Below are 17,940 nucleotides of genomic sequence, written 5' to 3'. Positions count from 1 at the left end.
CAATTGGAGATAAATATGGAAAATATCAAACCATGTAATGCACGTGATTTTTATGAAACAATTTATTCAACGAAAAAACCCGCTGGTCATCCTTGGGTTGCTGGCACTGCATCGCCTGAACTCATTAATTTAGTTTGGGAGGGCGTTATTTCACCTGGCATGAAAGTTTTGGAAGCAGGTTGTGGCATCGGTACTGAATCAGTATTTTTAGCAGTGCGTGGCATGGATGTCACTTCTATTGACTTATCTGAAAGTGCTATTTCCCTTAGTAAGCAATTGGCCAAATTTTATGGTGTTGAAATTAATTTCCAACAAGGCGATGCAACGAAGCCAGATTTTCCTGACGAAAGCTTTGATGTTATCTGTGAGCAAGGAGTATTCCACCACCTGACCGATGAAGAGCGTGAGCCTTATGCAAAGACAATTACACGGTTACTGCGTCCTAATGGATTATTTGTTTTGCGTAGTTATTCAGACAAAATTCCAGGTGGGCCACAACCGCGGCGCATTAAGAGTGATGAATTGATTGATATATTTCATCCCTATTTAAAGTTAGAAGAATTACGACGTGTATTATCTTTTTCTAGCGAAAAACAACATCGACCATTGGGTTGGTATACATTATGGGAAAAACGATAAAAACTATTGGCTGTGACATCTTATCTTTATCAAGGTTTTATAAAATATTAAAGTCTTATGATGAGTATGTGCTTGGCTATTTATTTACAGTCAATGAATTTAAGGCGGCAAAAGCTTCGTGTGATTCCAAATTATTTCTAGCTATTTGTTTTTCTGGTAAAGAAGCAGTTAGTAAAGCACTTGGGCGTGGGATGAGTGAAAGAAGTTGGAATGAAATCGAAATTTTCCCTGGCAAAGATGGGTCTGCCAAGGTAAGAATTAACCAAGAAGCAAGAGTGGCCGAATTAAATTGCTTTTGGGAGTTATCTTGGAATTTAAAAGATAATTTCATTTATGTTTTAGTGAATGGTTTTTAATATGGAATGTTTTTATCATGTATACGATAGCCTCCCAGAACAATTTAATTTAATTGATTATTTATTCTCGTCGATTAAGCCGAATGAGTTTAATAGAGTTGCATATATTACTGGTGGCAGTCATATAAGTTATGGTGAGCTCATTCAAAGAGTTAAACAATTTTCCTGTTTGCTCAAAAATCTAGGTGTTGAGCAGGAATCTCGTGTAGTTATTTTACTCTCTGATGACATAAATTTTGTTTATGCTTTTTTAGCCATCATTTGGCTTGGTGGGATTGCTGTTATTATTAATGAAGCGCACTCTGATCATGATATTGAGTATGTTTTGTCTGATTGCAGAGCAAATTTTATCGTCTCAAGAAATTTGTGGCATTCCAAATTTAAATCTGAAATATACGATAAAATGTATTGGGTTTTAATTGATGAGCCAGGTTTTGACCAACAGCTTGCAAGGCAGTTATTAATTGAACGGCCTGTTTTAGTTGCGAGGGAAGCTGAAGCTTTTTGGGTCTATACCTCTGGGAGCATGGGACAGCCCAAGGGAGTTATTCACTTGCATTACAATCCTGTTGTAGCAATTCAGAATTATGGTAGGGACATCTTGAAGCTAGCTCCGGACGATGTTATTTTTTCTGCTCCATCGATGTCATTTAGCTATGGATTAGGTACCTCAATTTACTTCCCCTTATTTTTTCATGCTTCTGTAGTAATTTCTCCCAATTCATCTCCTTTTGAGCATATTAATATAATCAATAATCATGCTGTAACTGTATTTTTTGGTATCCCACATACCTATGCAAGTATTTACGCTATAAAAGAGATACTATCTTTACAAGCTGATAGTTTGAGGCTTTGTGTTTCTGCAGGTGAGCAACTCCCGATCCCTCTTTGGAGAAAGTGGCATGACCACTATGGTGTTTCAATTTGTGAAGGTATAGGTACAACAGAATCTACTCATATATTTATTTCAAATTCAGTAAATAATACGGTGGCTGGGTCTACAGGTAGAGCTGTTTCTGGTTATCAGATTCGATTAGTAAACGATAATGCAAAAGAAGTTGCAGCAGGAGAGCCAGGTTTATTGGAAGTGAGTGGTGAAGGTTTTATGCAAGGTTACTGGCAAAAATTAAAAGCAACACAACAAGTTTTACGTGGCCAAACCATGATAACTGGTGACATTTATCGATGTGACGAGTTAGGAAATTACTATTTTATTGGGAGAAAAGATAGTCTTGTTAAAGTAAAAGGTATGTGGTTAATTCCTGCTGAAATTGAGCAAGTATTTCTGCAGCATCCATTGTTGGTTGAAATTGCTGTTATCGTTAAGCCAGGGATTATTGAGGATACTGCTGAAATAGTAGCTTATATACAATTAAAAGAAGGATATAAATTCACCCGTGAATTGCGCAATGAAATTATTAAATTAGCTAACTCTCAGCTACCAAAATTTAAAATTCCCAGAAAAATTTTAGCTCTTAATAAACTACCTCGTAATGTCACCGGAAAAATTCACAGAAAAAGGCTAGCTGAAGATTTATCATTGCAAAAGGAAAAATTATGAAACCAGTAAAGACAAAAACAACCGATGTTCCTTTAATTACTGAGCGTGGAGGAACAATTCGTGTATTAATTTCGCCGAAAACCGTTGAATCTTCGCAATTTATTTTGGGAGTTTCAACCCTGGAGGTTGACGGTGAAATCCGTAATCATTTGCATGATTTTAGTCATGAAGCATTTTATGTTATCCAAGGTGAGGGTCTAGTTTTATTTTCAGAGCATGAAGCGATTTTTTTTGGACCAGGTGACGCAGTTCATATTCCTAAAGGGGTTGCGCATCAAATAAAAAATACTGGCAAAGAGGAGATCCGAGTTGTATTCACCGCATCACCATTAGCGCCTAGCCCAGAAATGGGACATCGTGAACTTTAAATCATTATCATAGGAGAAGATTAATGAAAAATTTAATTGCTGAAGCCCCTTCAATCGCTGAAGCTTTTTTTAACATGACAGCAGTGATTCGTGAGCATTGTCCGCTAACTCCACGAGAGCGCGAATTGATTATTTTAAGTGTGCTTACTGCAAATAAGGCTCCTCTTGGCATTGTAACCCACGTTGGACGGGCTCTTGAGGCTGGTGCAATTAAAGCTGAAATCGTTTCAGCAATTACTTTGGCTTTGCCATTATCAGGTATATCGGCTGTTAACACAGCGCTTGACGTTGCGTTAGAAACTATTGAAAAACTGCAAATAAAAAGTGAATCTGCATGAAGATTATTGATTTAAGCGTTTTAGTTGAAAATTTGCCGTCCGAGCCAATGGAAATAAGAGTTAAGCGTTTTGATTATTACAGTGGCGCCAAAAAATTTTGTCGCAATGTTATGTGGAATAAGCGCTTACCCTTAAAACTTCGACTTAAAAATTTGTTCTATTATTTATCAGGTAAAAAGCGTATTCGGTATACTGATTTTCCAGATAATGCTTTTTTATCATTAGATGTTGTGACGATGCCGACCCATATGGGTACACATATTGATGCGCCTTTCCATTATGGCCCGAGTAAGTATCAGCCCCAAGCTAAAACCGTTGAGAAGTTATCACTTGAGCGTTTTTATAGACCGGGGGTGCGTTTGGATTTGCGATATAAAAAGCCTGGGGATTATATTAAGGTAGTTGACCTCCAAGCCGCCTTACAAAAAATTGAATATATACTGAAACCCGATGATATCGTTTTATTATGGACTGGCTCAGATGAATTATGGGGTAAACCACAGTACTTTACTCATGCGCCCGGTATGAGTAGAGAAGCTACTGAATGGCTCGTTAATCAAGGAGTGTATGTTATTGGTACTGATACTTATGGATTTGATCGCCCTTTTTTCGTGATGCTAAGCGACTTCTGGAGAACTGGAGATAACAGCCATCTTTGGCCTGCTCATTTTTATGGTCGCGAACAAGAGTATATCCAAATTGAACGACTAACTAATTTAGGCAGCCTTCCAGATAAAAATTTTACAGTCATCTGTTTTCCGTTGAAAATTAAAGGCCTTGATGCGAGCTGGGTAAGAGCTGTTGCTCTAGTTAATGATTAAGTAATACCTTAACCAATCAAATAGGAGGAAAAAATGGCAGGATACACTGAAAATAGAATTTTGATTTATCGCGATTTTGATCATGTGTTTGATTTAAGTAATCGCATCGACTTATGGCCAAAATTGTTTACTGAATATAAAGAGGCGGAAATTCTTGAGCGTGAGGACAACACATTAACCTTTCGTTTAACTACCTTTGAAGAAGGTGAGCGACCTTCTAGAACATGGGTCTCCAAACGCTTGATTAATAAAACAGAAGGATTTGCTACTGCTGAACGCATTGATCCATTATTTCCTTTCCTATATATGAAGATTCGATGGGAATATGAGAGACTTCTCAGTGATAAAGCAGTAGTAATGACTTGGATCCAAGAGTTCGATGTTCACCCAGAATGTAAATTTACAGATGTACAAATGGAATCTTTTTTAAATCATAATACCTATAAGCAGATGCGTTCTGTAAAGGCAGCGATTGAAGGGTGGGTGTAAGTATGCTTGTCATTATCCACAACTAATGGATAAAGAAAAAATATTTCTACGATTAGGCACGGAGTAGGTAGCTACACTTCCAGGTGGGTGATTTTCTCGCTAAAAAATAATGGAAGGACCAAACAGGAATACTTTGTGGCGAGGGATGGCTATACTTCGATTTTTAGTGAATGGATATCTACTTCAATAAATAAAGTAACTAAATAATTATTGATAATAAGAAGGTGTAACTATGTCATCGACGATTTTTATTCATGGCGCAGGTGGAAGTGCTGCACATTGGACGCCATTGCTTTCATACCTTAGCCCTAATCTTCTGCCTTTTTTTTATGAGTTACCAGGACATGGAGATCGTGAAGACAATATATCGCAAGATATTCCTTCTGCAATTACTGACTTTGGTTGTTTTGTTCAGCAAAACAAACTTACGCAATTTAACTTAGTTGCCCACTCATTAGGTGGGTTAATTGCTCTGCAATTTTCATTAGATTTCCCATGTTGTGTTAAAAAAATGGTTTTGATCTCAACCTCTGAAAAAATCATAATACACCCTGATTTTATTAAACAAATTTATTCGCGACAGCTTAATCTGGAATTTTTAACTGCTGGTTTTGCTAGAAAAATTTCTGAACATTTAAAACAACAGGTTATAGACGATTTATTACGATTAAATTTCTGTGGTGAATCTGAAGATTTTATGGGGGTAACACAATATAATTTAAGTATGGGGCTAAATAAGATTAGCATGCCAACATTAATTCTTATTGGGGAATCAGATCGAATCATTTCGCCTCGCCGTTCAAGAGAGTTAGGCAAAAAAATTCCGTCTTCTACAATCAAAATTATTTCAAATGCAGCACATTATCCGCATTTGGAAAATATTAAAGTGACGGCAAGCTATATTAACGAATTTTTAGATGATTTTTATGGAACTAACCTGTGTGTTTAGCACCAAAATTATTGAAATATCCGAAGTCAGTTCTATCCAAAATAAGATTGACTTATTGTTATCTCCTGATGAAATATTCTTGCTTAGAAAAAAAATTCCTACCACGAACTTGCTTGCTAAACGCTTAGCTGCAAAACAAGCTTTAGCAGAATGTTTGTTAAAAATAAATATAATTTTTGATAATTATTCTTCTGTATCGATTCTACATGACGATTGGGGAAAACCTTATTTTTCTTTTTCAGAAAGCTTAAATAGCCAACTGCAACAGCGTCATATAAGGTCAACTTTGTTATCTATCGCTGATGAAAAGAAAAAGGCCTATGCCTATGTTTTTGTTAGTGTGGCTACCAAGGTCAATTGTCATGGATAAGGTTTTTGAATTATCATGGCACCCAAATTCATGGACAAGTTATCCTTTTACTCATATTCCACCGTATGAGAATATGCAGCGATTATATAGCTGTTTGCAAGAAATTAGTAATACCACTCCTCTAATTGATGTCGACTCAATTAATTTACTTTCTCAAAAATTGTTTAAAGTTTGGAACCGTGAATATTTTATATTGCAGGCAGGAGATTGTGCTGAGAAAATTTCAGATCATGATGAAGCAATAGTTGTTAAAAAAGTTAGTTTTTTACGGGAACTGTCCGATATAATTCAAGATGTATATAGTCCATTATTAATAGGTCGTATTGCTGGACAATATGCTAAGCCACGCTCCACCCCTTATGAGGTTAGATCTGGTAACTCTCTTCCTTCTTATTTCGGCGACCTGGTGAATTTACCTGAATATGATTCTAACGTAAGGAAACCTGATCCGCAAAGACTCTTGCTAGCCTATCAAGCAGCTCAAAAGGTTCTGCATCATATAAAGAAATTAAATAAAGAGAGTGAAATAGCCTCTTATCTTTTTACCAGTCATGAAGCATTACATCTATACTATGAGGGCGCGCTAACACGTCGATCTGAAAAACGTTGGTATAATCTATCAACACATTACCCATGGCTTGGAATGCGCACTGCACTTCATAGCCTAGCGCATGTGGAGTATTTCAAAGGAATTAGCAATCCTATTGCTATCAAGATCGGCCCTACAATGACAGTTAATATTCTTATGAGGCTGATTGATAAATTAAACCCAGAGAACTTAGCAGGAAAAATTGCATTAATTCATCGATTAGGCTGCGATTTAATAAACCAAATTCTTCCTGCTTGGATTTCTTACATAAATCAGAATAAAAGAAATGTTATCTGGGTGTGTGATCCCATGCATGGAAACACTGAGCTAAGCCCTAATGGCATTAAAACGCGCTATGTTGATAAAATTCAACAAGAGATAATTTCAGCTTTCGATATTCATAACAGCTATGATTCATTCCTGAATGGTATACATTTAGAGGTTACTCCGTACGATGTTACTGAATGCATTGATAATGAATTAGTTTGCGAGAAAGATCTTCTTTCCAACTACTGCAGTTGTATAGATCCTAGACTCAATCCAACTCAAGCTAAACAAATCATGCAACTCGTAAAAAATAAATTGTTAGAAGTGAGGTAACTAATGCAAGTAATTGTGAATGGCAAGATGATTGATAGGCAATCGGCAGTAGTAAGCCTTTCTGATCGTGGTTTATTATTAGCTGATGGATTATTTGAAACGATGTGTGTTTCCCAAGGTGAAATTCATTTATTTGATTTTCATTGGAAACGCATGGTTAGTAGCCTAAAGAAATTATATATTCCAGTACCGTTTTTAAAAGATCAGCTCTTGAAAGAAATCTATCTGTTGATTAATACACAAAATAGCCAGCAAACGCGCTGGAGTGTTCGCCTCACCATTACACGTGGGGAAGGCTGTAGAGGCATTGGTTTTTCCCCTGAATTGAAGCCCAATTATTTCATCACTATGGCACCATGGTCACCTCCGAAGCAAGATATAGATATAGTCATCACATCGAGTCAGCGGAATGAAAATTCACCTATAACACAAATTAAATCACTTAACTACCTTGATAATGTCCTTGCTAGACATGAAGCGAATCAAAGGGGGTTTGATGATGCCATTTTTCTTAATTCGAAAGGGTTTCTCACTGAATCAACTATTGCTAATTTATTTGTTGTGAAAAATAATATAATTTGCACTCCTCCAATTAGTGATGGCTTGTTGCCAGGTATAACTAGAGAAGTAATCTTAAAAAATGCATTAAAGAAAAACATTACTATTAAAGAATGTTCTATATCCTTAAGTGATCTAAAACATGGAAGCGAAGTTTTTCTTACTAATACATTAATTGGTATCCAGCGTGTTGCTTCCATAGAAAATTATTTCTCAGCTGGAGATCGCAAGTGTTTTGATTTAATTAGTATGCTGTATCACAACTTATTAAATAAATAATGAGGTGATTTGTGTGTGGACTATTTGGCTGTTTTTCTCGCAGCAAACCTGTAAATGAAGAAATCATTAAGAATGGGCTATCATCATTGTCGCATAGAGGTCCTGACCAGAAAGGATATTGGATCTCACCAGATGGTAAAGTAGGTATTGGACAAACGCGACTTAGTATTAATGATTTGTCAGATATCAAACTACCATTATCTAATACTGATGGCTCTATCCAAGTCATCACCAACGCTGAAATATATAATTTTGCTGAACTAAAAAAAGACCTAGAGCTAAAAGGTTATCAATTTAAAACTACTTGTGATGTTGAGGTAATACCGCACCTTTATGAGGAATATGGCATTAATTTTATTAATAGATTGAGAGGGGAGTTTGCTTTTGTGCTTTGGGACAATAAGCGAAAAGCTTTGTTCGCTGTGCGTGATCGATTCGGTATTAAACCATTGTATTACGCAATACAGGGTGATTTTATTTTTTTTAGTTCAGAAATACCAGTTTTATTAGATCTTAAAATAACTAATAATCGATGGAATTATGAAACTGTTTATGATTACACGCACTTAAGTTTACCTTATTCAAAAAACTTATTCCAAGGAATTCACGAAGTTGCGCCAGCTAACGTGTTATCAATCAAACAGGGTGAGCGTAATATGCAATCCTATTGGGATATAAATTATCACTCGGATAACCAATTTAATTATGAAGATGCTATTGCATTAATCAGACAAAAACTTGTTGAAGCAACTACCATTAGAATGAAAGCAGATATATCTGTTGGCTGTTATTTAAGTGGTGGTATTGACTCTTCTGCTTTATTAGGTATTGCTTCGAAGTATAGCAATATGCAAATGGACGCGTTTACTATTGCTTTTGGCGATGAACGTGTAAACGAGTCTGATATTTCAGAAAGAACAGCGAAACACACCAATGCTAAATTGCATACGGTTTTTGTTTCAGAAGATGATATGGTCAATAATTTTGAAAAGGTAGTCAAGCAAACGTGTTTCCCAATGCCTAATACAGCGGGGGTCGCACGTTACCTTCTAAGTAAGTTCGCTCGTGAAAAAGGTTACAAAGCAGTACTGTCAGGAGAAGGAGCAGATGAAGTGTTTCTTGGTTATTTTGGTGCAATGATTGAAGCCAGCGAAGACAATTCTATCAATACCTCATTCAAACTATCTGAATCTGAGAAACAAAAATTGTTGGGACAGCTTCCGCTAAACCGTTCAGATAAGTTTTTCCCTAAAGCACTAGCCGAATTCAGATCTTCACTAAATCACATTCCCAGCTGGTTTACAACACAGGGGTACTTCAATGCGAAACATCGTAATATTCTCAGCGATTCAATAAAGGAAAAATTTTCTCTTTATAATCCTTATGTGAACTTCGTAAACTCATTGAATATCCAAAATAAACTAGAGAATTTTGATAATGTTCAAATCTCCAGTTACACATGGATTAAATCATTTTTCCCCAATACTATGCTCAATTGGATTGGAGATCGTGCTGAAATGGCAAATAGTATTGAGTCTCGACAACCATTTCTAGATCATGAATTATTTGACTTAGTTGCTAAAATTCCCACTATTATGAAGATCAAAGGAGGTATTGAAAAGCATTTGTTACGTGAAGCAGTTAAGCCATTTGTAACAGATGAAATTTATAAGCGTAAGAAATTTATGTTTCAAGCACCTCCTCTTAAAATTATGCCGCAAAATAAATTGTATCAATTTATTAAATCAACCATAATTGATGGAATTGATAACATTCCATTTTATGACAAACAAAAAGTTTTTGCGCTCATTGGTTATGCTAAAGAAGCTAAAGATCTACCTATTAGTGAAAAAGCTGAATTAAGCTATACCCTAACTTCTTTGGCTAGCATGGTGATTCTTTCTGATCACTATAAACTCACCTAATCCTGGATTAAAGGGTATTATAGAAACGCCAATGTAGTTCAGTTATGATATGTTTAGATGAGTGCATTAAGTAGGTAGTCAATTTTAATTAAAGAGATTTAAAAATAGAGCTTGTGAAATTTATGCATTTACCGTGTGATACAACCAAAAAACTTTCAATACCAAATTTTTAGGCACAGAAATACTTCTAACGCAATTATTTGGAACATTATCAAAAGGAGATTGATTTGAATACGATAACATCCATTGCTCATGAGGAAAGCTTAGTGACTAAAGCTCCTGATCTTTCAAATTTTGAAAAAATTCATGAGATAATTTCTGGAAGAGCTTACTCTGCAGCAGTTTATGTTGCTGCAAAACTAGGAATAGCTGACCTTCTTGTTGATCGATCTGAAACTACAGAAGAATTAGCAAAAAAACTTAATGTTGACGAGCGTTCTTTATATCGACTTATGCGCGCATTAGCAAGCATTGGAATATTTGAGGAATTAGCTGAAAAAAATTTCAGGATGACAGTATTAGCCTCAACGTTAAGATCTGATATTCCTAATTCGATACGTGATTTAGCAATTATGTGTGGCAGTGATTGGCACTGGCAGACATGGGGTGGATTGATTTACACAGTAAGGACGGGAAAACCATTTTTTTCAGAGAATTTTGGTCAAGAGTTTTTTCCTTATATTAAAAAAAATGAAGAGACTGAAAATGAATTTAATGCTGGTATGACAAGTCTTTCATCATTGACTAATTATGCAATTGCAGATCAATACAACTTCTCTAATATAAAAGTTGTTGTAGATATTGGAGGCGGTCACGGAGGATTGTTACAAGCAATATTGAAATTACATAGAAAGGTTGAGGGTATCTTGTATGATTTACCTTCTGTTGCTGAAGCAGCAAAGAGTCTCTGGGGAAATGACGAAACTATCCATAGAGTGAAAATTGAGGGAGGCGATTTCTTTAGCGCTATTCCATCAGGTGGTGATATTTACATTCTTAAGCATGTTTTGCACGGTTTGGATAATGAGCAATCCTCAAGGCTTCTGAAGAATATTGCGAGCGCAATTCCGAAGGATGGCAAATTATTAATTATAGAGATGATTATTCCTGGAATGAACATGCCATCGTATAGTAAATTTAATGATTTAGGTATGATGCTTCTTTCGGGTAGCGGACAAGAAAGACAACATCATGAATTTGAGCAAATTATTTCTTCTTCTGGATTGACGATGAAGCATGTACTTCCTGCTCACTTCGGCATTTGTATTATTGAAGCAATGAAAGAATAGGGTATTTAACTGGAATTGAAAATTTAGAGGCTTTCTCGACTTCAGTCTCTCATAGACATAAAGAAAATGATAGATGAGGTTTTATCTCCTGTTTTGTGAAGCTATGTGCTATTTCAACAGGAACGGTAGTACCAAAAGAGGCACCACCGATTAAATAATTTCCGCTGGTTGTATCTTTTTTATGCGTTGGACATTTCTTCAATACTATCAAATATGGGTTTTTCAAGTTCAATGCTAGAAATAGGACGAACCTTTTTTAAAGCTTTGGCTAACCACGAATACAAGAAAATAGTACCACGGATGAATCAAAAATAATGGTGACTGGTTTTCCTGAGCTTGAAGGGTGATTATAGGGGAGGGAGTAGAAAATGATTTAGGTTTAATAATTGTTTGATTTCGTAATGATTGAATAAAATTTGTCTGTTATTTTAAAGTTGGAGAGGTGAAAATATCTCGAATTGAAAGTTTAACACCCATTCTATTAAATAGGTTCAAATTATTAAGGGGAATAGAGCCCTGTTCCTCATGAATTAATTATCTTTAAAAATATAAAGTAAATTGCTAATAAAGTGCTTGTAATTTGTGAAATGATTTTCTATATTACAGCAATTAGATAATTTTTTAGACAACTTTAGATTTAGCTTCCTTTCACCTGTAATGATTTTATGAATAATTTAGTCGATAAGACCTGGCATTTAGCAAAAAATGAAGAAGAAACTAAATTAACGGATTTTGAATTTCAGCTTTGGCGCGTTTTTTATGGATTTACCCGTTGGCAGGAAGGCTGTGAAAGGGTTGCTAATCAAACTGATCTAACCGGAAGTGAATTATCTCTTCTACACATTATTCGGATGAAAGATAGGCCTAAAACTATCAGTGAATTAACCCGTTTATTAAATCGAGGTGGCAGTGCTTTTAATATAAATTACAGCATTCAGAAACTAATTAAAAATGGCTTAATCCGTAAGCTAGTGGATGAAAAAAATAACAAGAAGGCCTTTTCTTATGAGATTACAGAAGAAGGTATTAAAAATACAGATGCTTATACTGCACTCAGGCAAAATATTTTAATTGAGCTCTTTAAGAAGAAAAAAGAATTGAATCTAGAACAGTTTACGAGTGTGTTATCCGAACTCATTGCTCTTTACGAAGAAGCTGACCGAGCAGTATTAGCTTACTATGGAAAATGAAAAGCTTCAGATGAATAAATATTTTCTTTCGCCTCAGAAAGAAACTTATGAAATAGCAGCTCGATTGCAAATAGCTCGAATCGCACGTGGTTATCGCTCTCGATTAGCCTTTGTAAAGCAATTTAACTTTAAATTAAGCACCTATAATTCACATGAAATTGGGCGACATAAAATTGGTGCTAGTTACATTAGTCAATATTGTATTGCACTTAACATCTCTATAACTTGGCTACTTCTAGGCAGAGGAAATCCTATTGATTATTCTCCTCGTAAAGACTTAGAAAGAAAAATAGAAAAACATTTTGAATGCTTAACCTATTTATCTAAAACTGGTAAATTGCTATTTTCTTAAAAAGATTTCTGTTGTGTTATTAACGCAATTTGATTACAGGCAGTATTAAGAATATCCCATCCTTGATAAAGTATCTTTTGTAATCGCTGATATTTTTCAGTAGTGAGTTCTTTTAAAAGATTAACGCCCATTTTTTCATGTTCTTCATCTACATCAAAATGAATCTTAAAATATTCAGTTTCTTGATATTTTGCCATGATTTGATGAGCTTGGGTGAAAAAAAGCTGAGCACTAGCCTCTAAAACAAGGTGCACTAAAACGGTTTTTTCTTCTTCATCTAAAGTAAGCATTTTCCAAGCAAACCAGCTGCTGGTTGACTCCAATATAGGATCCCAAATGGAGGGTCTATGATTTCGATCTTGTTTCAAAGAAATATTATGACCATATTCTTCAGTTAAATGTAACTGAGTCACCGTCAAAAATTTAAAATTATCGCAAAAAACATAACGCAACATCACTACTTTTTGAAAATAATCAGAGAAAACTTGGATACAATCTAGCAAACGCTTTCTTGTATTTTTTTCTTGCATATCATCGCTTTTTATTAGTTTCATAAGTCTATTATTGGTATATTCACTAATAAAAATTTTATTGTTTTCTAATAATTTATCCAAAGTCCATGAAGTATTGTTAATTAGCATAGTTTTTTATTTTTACTCTTTTGTTTTTCATTTTTTATATTCTATTTCGGCCAATATTTTTTCTGGGGTATTAAATCCATCGGCTAGCCAATTCGCAACATTAGGTTGAAGGCTAGCTGCTTTAAGTAAAGATGCAAATGACTTTGTTGGATGTAACATTAAATTAGTCCATTTTGTAGCCCATTGAGCAGATTGTTTCCAATAATCTTCGAAAGTTTCTTGCATCCATTTTTCATTAAAAAATTGATTCTTATGTTCTTTAATTTTATTCAGATAGAAAGTAGCTGAGTGATTGGCATTATTAGCCCCTTGGCCGCCAATGGGATCGTTTAATAAAATAGAATCCCCCAGACCTAACAAGGGTTTACCAGGTGATAAACAAAATGTTGGTTTCCTGACTATTGGGATATAGCTTCCCTGAAGAGTGGCTTTCTCATCCGTTAATTTAACTTTATGGCATAATTCTGCTTCCCAGGGAACAAATTTTTTCAATAATTCATATGCTTTTTCTAAACGCTGAGCAGGGTTTAAAATATCTTTCCAACAATCAAAAGGGCACCCTGGCAATCCTTCAAATAACATCATTTCACAAGGACCTGTTAGTGTTAAACCTGGAGTGATGAAGTACTCACCAATACCAGGAATGACATTCGCTCTAACTCCTTGACTATTCGTTATTGGTTCTACATCTTTAACATATAAGCAACAAAGTACTCGTTGAACTTTATTAAAGCTTGATCGGGTTTTGTCTACTGGAAATAATTGGCTAATTTCACCTTTCCCACCCGAAACTATGGTTAAATCTTGATGTTGTATAATATGATTTAAATCTTGAGTTTCAACCATTTGAACGATAAGTTGACCTCCTAATCGGGTAAATTCTTCCATCCAACGGGAAAATTTAAGTCTCTGATCAATAGCTTGATAGAATTGGGATGTTTTTCCTCGCCAATTGATAGTTATTTCTGGTTTAGTTGGTTTAGATAGGGTATAGGTTACCGTTTTATTCTTAGGACATGTTTTATCCCAAAAATTAAGACCTAGGTTGCGTTCATTTTGTAGAGCCGAATGAAACATGCTAGGGCTTGATAAAATAAATCCATTTAATACTTCTTGAGCAGTTTGACGAGTATAAATTGATACCTTGTAACCAAGCTTTAAAAGTCCTATTCCTAGTTGTAGTCCCGCTTGTCCAGCACCAATAATTGAAATACTACGCATTAAATTTTTTCTAAATATTAGGTTTTTTTATTGGGGGTAGTGTAACAAAATTTTAAGTATTCTAATAATTTATTAATAAAGTATAGATAATTTCTTACATAAAATTAAGAAAATCACCTTATTTTGCCTTAAAAGTTTAATGTAATATGCTTATAAATTGCTTATAATTTATAAGCAAAGTATTAAATAATTTCAAAGTTAACAAAAATAAGGAGATATAATAAAAATGCTTACATCATCTATTACTTTAAACGAGCTAAAACAGGAACTACATAGACCGCTGAAAACCATGCTTGGCTTAGCCGTACTATTGGATAAGGAAGTGCTTGTTTCTAATCAAAAGATTTATTTACAAGATTTGAAGAAATGTGCTCAAGGCATATTAAACTTTATTAATCGATGGTCAGGCTTAGTGCAAGAGATCAATTTTACAGAGAACAGTCATGATGAAGTAAATACTATATCGCTTAATACATATCCTTTTAAAATCTTACTAGTAGAAGATACTCCAATTATACAAGTCGTACATAAAAGAATGCTTGAGAATTTAGGGTATCACGTTGAATTAGTAGATTGCGCAGAAAAAGCATTATATAAGATTAGTGAAACTACGTATGATGTTATATTGATGGATATCAATTTACCTGGTATGAGCGGTATCGATGCTGCTATCCAAATTCGACGACTTGAATATCAAAATTTACCAATCATTGCATTAACAGCTTTTAGTGATAAGAAAAATTATCAAGACTGCATAGATGCAGGTATTAATGCTTTTGTTACAAAACCTATTTCTCAAGAAAAATTAAAAAATTTAATGGATTATTATATCAATAAAAAAATGACTATTTCTTCTTGAGGTAAAGTAAGAGTTTTCATTTATGCTAAATACTCAATTTAGCTTGAATAGGGATGAGATCCATATACGAAAGGCAATTTCACTCGATGCACTTAGTATTGCTAAGCTCCATCATACTTCATGGAAATCAACAATAAATGGCTATATAGATAATACTATTTTTGAAAAAATAAACCGTTCATTTTTTATACATAAATGGAAATCCTGGTTAAATAAAAAAAATAAAATTAGTTATGTTGCAGTACAAGGAAATTTCCTGTTAGGTTTTATTACTTTGGATGTAACTGTTAATAAATATCCAGAAATACAGTTTATTTACGTTGCCTATAAATATAAATTTAGTAATTTACAAAAACTACTCTTTGAATTTGTATCTAAAAGAGTCATTGAATTAGGATTTTCAAAAATTCATTTTTGCATTGCTAAGGAAAATAAAAATGATTTAATTCTTTATAAATTAATGAAGGGTTATCTTGGTCAAACAGAAAGAGTCAAACAGATATATGGATTTGAATTTAATGAAATTTGTTATGAGTTTGATCTTAATACCACCGTAAAAGAACAAACAATTCAACTGAAAGCGATTTCTGTATAAGAGGTTGTGTTTAAAAGACTATCTATAGTTATCTAAAATTTATTAATTGCCATAATAAGCAAGAACTGCTCGGTCAGCTTCTTCATAAAGAGCAATAAGTTCGGATAATGTATCTGTAAATTGTTCTAAATTTAATCCTTTTTTCTTCTTAAGAAGTGCAATTAAAATATTTCTCCTAAGTGCAGTATAGGCGTCTGTATTTTTAATACCTTCTTCTGTAATCTCATAAGAAAAGGCCTTCTTATTGTTTTCATCCACTAGCTTACGGATTAAGCCATTTTTAATTAGTTTCTGAATGCTGTAATTTATATTAAAAGCACTGCCACCTCGATTTAATAAACGGGTTAATTCACTAATAGTTTTAGGCCTATCTTTCATTCGAATAATATGTAGAAGAGATAACTCACTTCCAGAGAGATCCGTTTGATTAGCAACCCTTTCACAGCCTTCCTGCCAGCGGGTAAATCCATAAAACACGCGCCAAAGCTGAAATTCAAAATCCGTTAATTTAGTTTCTTCTTCATTTTTTGCTAAATGCCAGGTCTTATCGACTAAATTATTCATAAAATCATTACAGGTGAAAGGAAGCTAAATCTAAATAGTTGTCTAAAAAATTATCTAATCGCCGTAATATAGAAAATCATTTCACAAATTACAAGCACTTTATTCTAATCTCATTCTGTCCATATAAAAAATGAATAATACTTTAAAATAGGAAGCAAATGCTTATATTTCCTATAGAAAATTAAACAAAAAAAAGATACATTGATATGTTAAGTAAATAAAGTATAAGGAAGTTCTAAAAAATACAATGGAATAACTTCTAAGGCTTTATAACATGAAACCATCTAATCCTAAAAGCAAAATGCCTTGGCTCTTCCCGATTGCCTTAATTTTATATGAATTGCCATTATACTTTGCTACCAATATGATTTTACCGGCACTACCGCAAATTAGTCACACCTTTGCTATCAAAGCTAATATAGCAAAATTAACGGTAGCTATCTGGTTTTTAGGTGCTTCATGTTTACAGGTTATTTTAGGTCCATTAGCAGATCACTTAGGCCGTAGAAAGATTTTGATAATGGGTGGTGCTTTTTTTATTCTAGCCACCTTGTTATGTGCAATCACGAACTCTATTGAAATTTTTTTATTAGCTCGTTTTATTCAAGGTTGTGTTGTAAGTAGCATTTTAGTAGCCGGCTATGCCACGATTCATGAATTAATGAATAACGAGCAAGTGCTTAAAACTTTAGCTTGGATGGGCAGCATAACCGTCTTATCTCCGGCAATTGGTCCTTTAGTAGGAAGTTTTTTATTAACCTGGCTGCATTGGAGAGGGTTATTTTTTCTTTTAGCCGCCATTGCCTGTATCTCTATTTTTTTATTATTTATAAGCATGCCTGAAACGGTCATTAAAATGACTGGAAAGCGTATTTCCTGGATTAAGATAATAAAAGATTATAAATCGGTATTGAGTAACAAAAGGTTCTTAGCTTATACGTTGCCTTTTTGTATTTTGTTTGCCGCTATGATGCTATGGGATACACTTAGTCCATTTTATCTCATTCACTGGCTAGGCTTAAGTATAATCCTGTTTGGATGCTTACAAGCTATAAGTTATGCTGGTTTTATTATCGGCACCAATCTTATTCGTTGCTTCATTTCTAAGTTAGATCAAGTTATTCGAGAAGGTTTAAGGATGAGTACTGTTTTTGCCATCTTGACTGCATTATGTTTTGTATTAATACCTAAACAATTCAAAATAGTTATTTTCTTTTTATCGTTATTTATGCTGAGCACAGGCCTGATTTTTTATACTTTGCATCGTAAAGCGATAGAATCATCTAATGCTTCTACAGGTATTAAAGTAGCTGTATTTTCTAGTGCCATGAATTTATTCGGATTTTTGGGAAGTCTACTAGCCAATACCATACATTTATCGAATTAA

The 17,940-nt window shown here is 34.2% G+C and carries 21 protein-coding genes; 18 read left to right on the top strand and 3 right to left on the bottom strand.

All coding sequences use genetic code 11. The features are described 5' to 3' along the window. Positions 1 to 15: 15 nt before the first annotated feature. The 15 genes from AACL18_RS04865 to AACL18_RS04795 all read left to right on the top strand — a co-directional run bounded on the left by AACL18_RS04865 (position 16) and on the right by AACL18_RS04795 (position 12,673). Positions 16 to 639: a class I SAM-dependent methyltransferase gene (locus tag AACL18_RS04865; RefSeq protein WP_339049665.1), complete on the top strand. Its 624-nt coding sequence runs from the start codon at positions 16 to 18 to the stop codon at positions 637 to 639. Beyond that, positions 624 to 995 carry a holo-ACP synthase gene (locus tag AACL18_RS04860; protein WP_339049664.1) on the top strand — a complete coding sequence of 124 codons (372 nt, stop codon included), beginning with the start codon at positions 624 to 626 and terminating at the stop codon, positions 993 to 995. The genes AACL18_RS04865 and AACL18_RS04860 overlap by 16 nt, the downstream gene beginning before the upstream one ends. Then, positions 985 to 2,556, top strand: coding sequence for an AMP-binding protein (locus AACL18_RS04855; RefSeq protein WP_339049662.1), 1,572 nt, complete (start codon positions 985 to 987; stop codon positions 2,554 to 2,556). The genes AACL18_RS04860 and AACL18_RS04855 overlap by 11 nt, the downstream gene beginning before the upstream one ends. Then, positions 2,553 to 2,924, top strand: a complete 372-nt coding sequence (locus AACL18_RS04850; protein ID WP_339049661.1) for a cupin domain-containing protein — start codon at positions 2,553 to 2,555, stop codon at positions 2,922 to 2,924. Before AACL18_RS04855 ends, AACL18_RS04850 begins: the two co-directional genes overlap by 4 nt. Before the next feature lie 23 nt (positions 2,925 to 2,947). After that, on the top strand, positions 2,948 to 3,262 hold the full coding sequence (locus tag AACL18_RS04845; RefSeq protein ID WP_339049660.1) for a carboxymuconolactone decarboxylase family protein: 315 nt from the start codon (positions 2,948 to 2,950) through the stop codon (positions 3,260 to 3,262). Then, entirely contained in the window at positions 3,259 to 4,083 is an 825-nt protein-coding gene (locus AACL18_RS04840) for a cyclase family protein (protein WP_339049659.1), read from the top strand. The genes AACL18_RS04845 and AACL18_RS04840 overlap by 4 nt, the downstream gene beginning before the upstream one ends. 33 nt (positions 4,084 to 4,116) lie before the next feature. Beyond that, complete coding sequence (locus AACL18_RS04835; RefSeq protein WP_339049658.1) at positions 4,117 to 4,572, top strand: SRPBCC family protein; 456 nt, start codon at positions 4,117 to 4,119, stop codon at positions 4,570 to 4,572. Positions 4,573 to 4,804: 232 nt separating this feature from the next. After that, complete coding sequence (locus tag AACL18_RS04830) at positions 4,805 to 5,521, top strand: alpha/beta hydrolase (protein WP_339049657.1); 717 nt, start codon at positions 4,805 to 4,807, stop codon at positions 5,519 to 5,521. Beyond that, positions 5,499 to 5,891: a hypothetical protein gene (locus tag AACL18_RS04825; protein ID WP_339049655.1), complete on the top strand. Its 393-nt coding sequence runs from the start codon at positions 5,499 to 5,501 to the stop codon at positions 5,889 to 5,891. Before AACL18_RS04830 ends, AACL18_RS04825 begins: the two co-directional genes overlap by 23 nt. Further along, entirely contained in the window at positions 5,884 to 7,080 is a 1,197-nt protein-coding gene (locus tag AACL18_RS04820) for a 3-deoxy-7-phosphoheptulonate synthase (protein WP_339049654.1), read from the top strand. Before AACL18_RS04825 ends, AACL18_RS04820 begins: the two co-directional genes overlap by 8 nt. Before the next feature lie 3 nt (positions 7,081 to 7,083). Continuing rightward, the gene (locus AACL18_RS04815) at positions 7,084 to 7,917 is read left to right on the top strand and encodes an aminotransferase class IV (RefSeq protein ID WP_339049653.1); all 834 of its coding nucleotides are present in this window, start codon (positions 7,084 to 7,086) and stop codon (positions 7,915 to 7,917) included. Positions 7,918 to 7,928: 11 nt separating this feature from the next. Further along, entirely contained in the window at positions 7,929 to 9,842 is a 1,914-nt protein-coding gene (gene asnB / locus AACL18_RS04810) for an asparagine synthase (glutamine-hydrolyzing) (protein ID WP_339049651.1), read from the top strand. Positions 9,843 to 10,069: 227 nt separating this feature from the next. Continuing rightward, complete coding sequence (locus AACL18_RS04805; RefSeq protein WP_339049650.1) at positions 10,070 to 11,131, top strand: methyltransferase; 1,062 nt, start codon at positions 10,070 to 10,072, stop codon at positions 11,129 to 11,131. A gap of 665 nt (positions 11,132 to 11,796) precedes the next feature. Next, positions 11,797 to 12,321 (top strand): winged helix DNA-binding protein, encoded by a 525-nt coding sequence (locus tag AACL18_RS04800; RefSeq protein ID WP_339049649.1) that lies wholly within the window; start codon positions 11,797 to 11,799, stop codon positions 12,319 to 12,321. Then, a complete protein-coding gene (locus AACL18_RS04795; RefSeq protein WP_339049648.1) occupies positions 12,311 to 12,673 on the top strand; it encodes a hypothetical protein in 363 nt (120 codons plus the stop codon). The genes AACL18_RS04800 and AACL18_RS04795 overlap by 11 nt, the downstream gene beginning before the upstream one ends. On the opposite strand, the gene AACL18_RS04790 is transcribed toward AACL18_RS04795, so the two are convergent. Together AACL18_RS04790 and AACL18_RS04785 are read right to left on the bottom strand one after the other, a co-directional pair. Further along, on the bottom strand, positions 12,670 to 13,314 hold the full coding sequence (locus tag AACL18_RS04790) for a hypothetical protein (RefSeq protein WP_339049647.1): 645 nt from the start codon (positions 13,312 to 13,314) through the stop codon (positions 12,670 to 12,672). The genes AACL18_RS04795 and AACL18_RS04790 overlap by 4 nt on opposite strands. A gap of 27 nt (positions 13,315 to 13,341) precedes the next feature. Next, a complete protein-coding gene (locus AACL18_RS04785) occupies positions 13,342 to 14,535 on the bottom strand; it encodes a styrene monooxygenase/indole monooxygenase family protein (RefSeq protein ID WP_339049645.1) in 1,194 nt (397 codons plus the stop codon). Between the two features lie 226 nt (positions 14,536 to 14,761). Between AACL18_RS04785 and AACL18_RS04780 the strand changes: the two genes are divergently transcribed. Further along, positions 14,762 to 15,394: a response regulator gene (locus AACL18_RS04780; RefSeq protein ID WP_339049644.1), complete on the top strand. Its 633-nt coding sequence runs from the start codon at positions 14,762 to 14,764 to the stop codon at positions 15,392 to 15,394. Between the two features lie 22 nt (positions 15,395 to 15,416). Beyond that, positions 15,417 to 15,989 carry a hypothetical protein gene (locus AACL18_RS04775; protein WP_339049642.1) on the top strand — a complete coding sequence of 191 codons (573 nt, stop codon included), beginning with the start codon at positions 15,417 to 15,419 and terminating at the stop codon, positions 15,987 to 15,989. 42 nt (positions 15,990 to 16,031) lie between these two features. On the opposite strand, the gene AACL18_RS04770 is transcribed toward AACL18_RS04775, so the two are convergent. Next, a complete protein-coding gene (locus AACL18_RS04770) occupies positions 16,032 to 16,553 on the bottom strand; it encodes a winged helix DNA-binding protein (RefSeq protein WP_339049640.1) in 522 nt (173 codons plus the stop codon). A gap of 274 nt (positions 16,554 to 16,827) precedes the next feature. Here AACL18_RS04770 and AACL18_RS04765 point away from each other — a divergent pair, with 274 nt between their 5' ends. After that, positions 16,828 to 17,940: an MFS transporter gene (locus tag AACL18_RS04765; RefSeq protein WP_339049638.1), complete on the top strand. Its 1,113-nt coding sequence runs from the start codon at positions 16,828 to 16,830 to the stop codon at positions 17,938 to 17,940.

Source organism: Rickettsiella endosymbiont of Xylota segnis, assembly GCF_964019545.1.
Taxonomy (GTDB): domain Bacteria; phylum Pseudomonadota; class Gammaproteobacteria; order Diplorickettsiales; family Diplorickettsiaceae; genus Aquirickettsiella.
The sequence above is the reverse complement of the archived record's forward strand: the minus strand, read 5'-3'. Positions and strand labels throughout refer to the sequence as shown.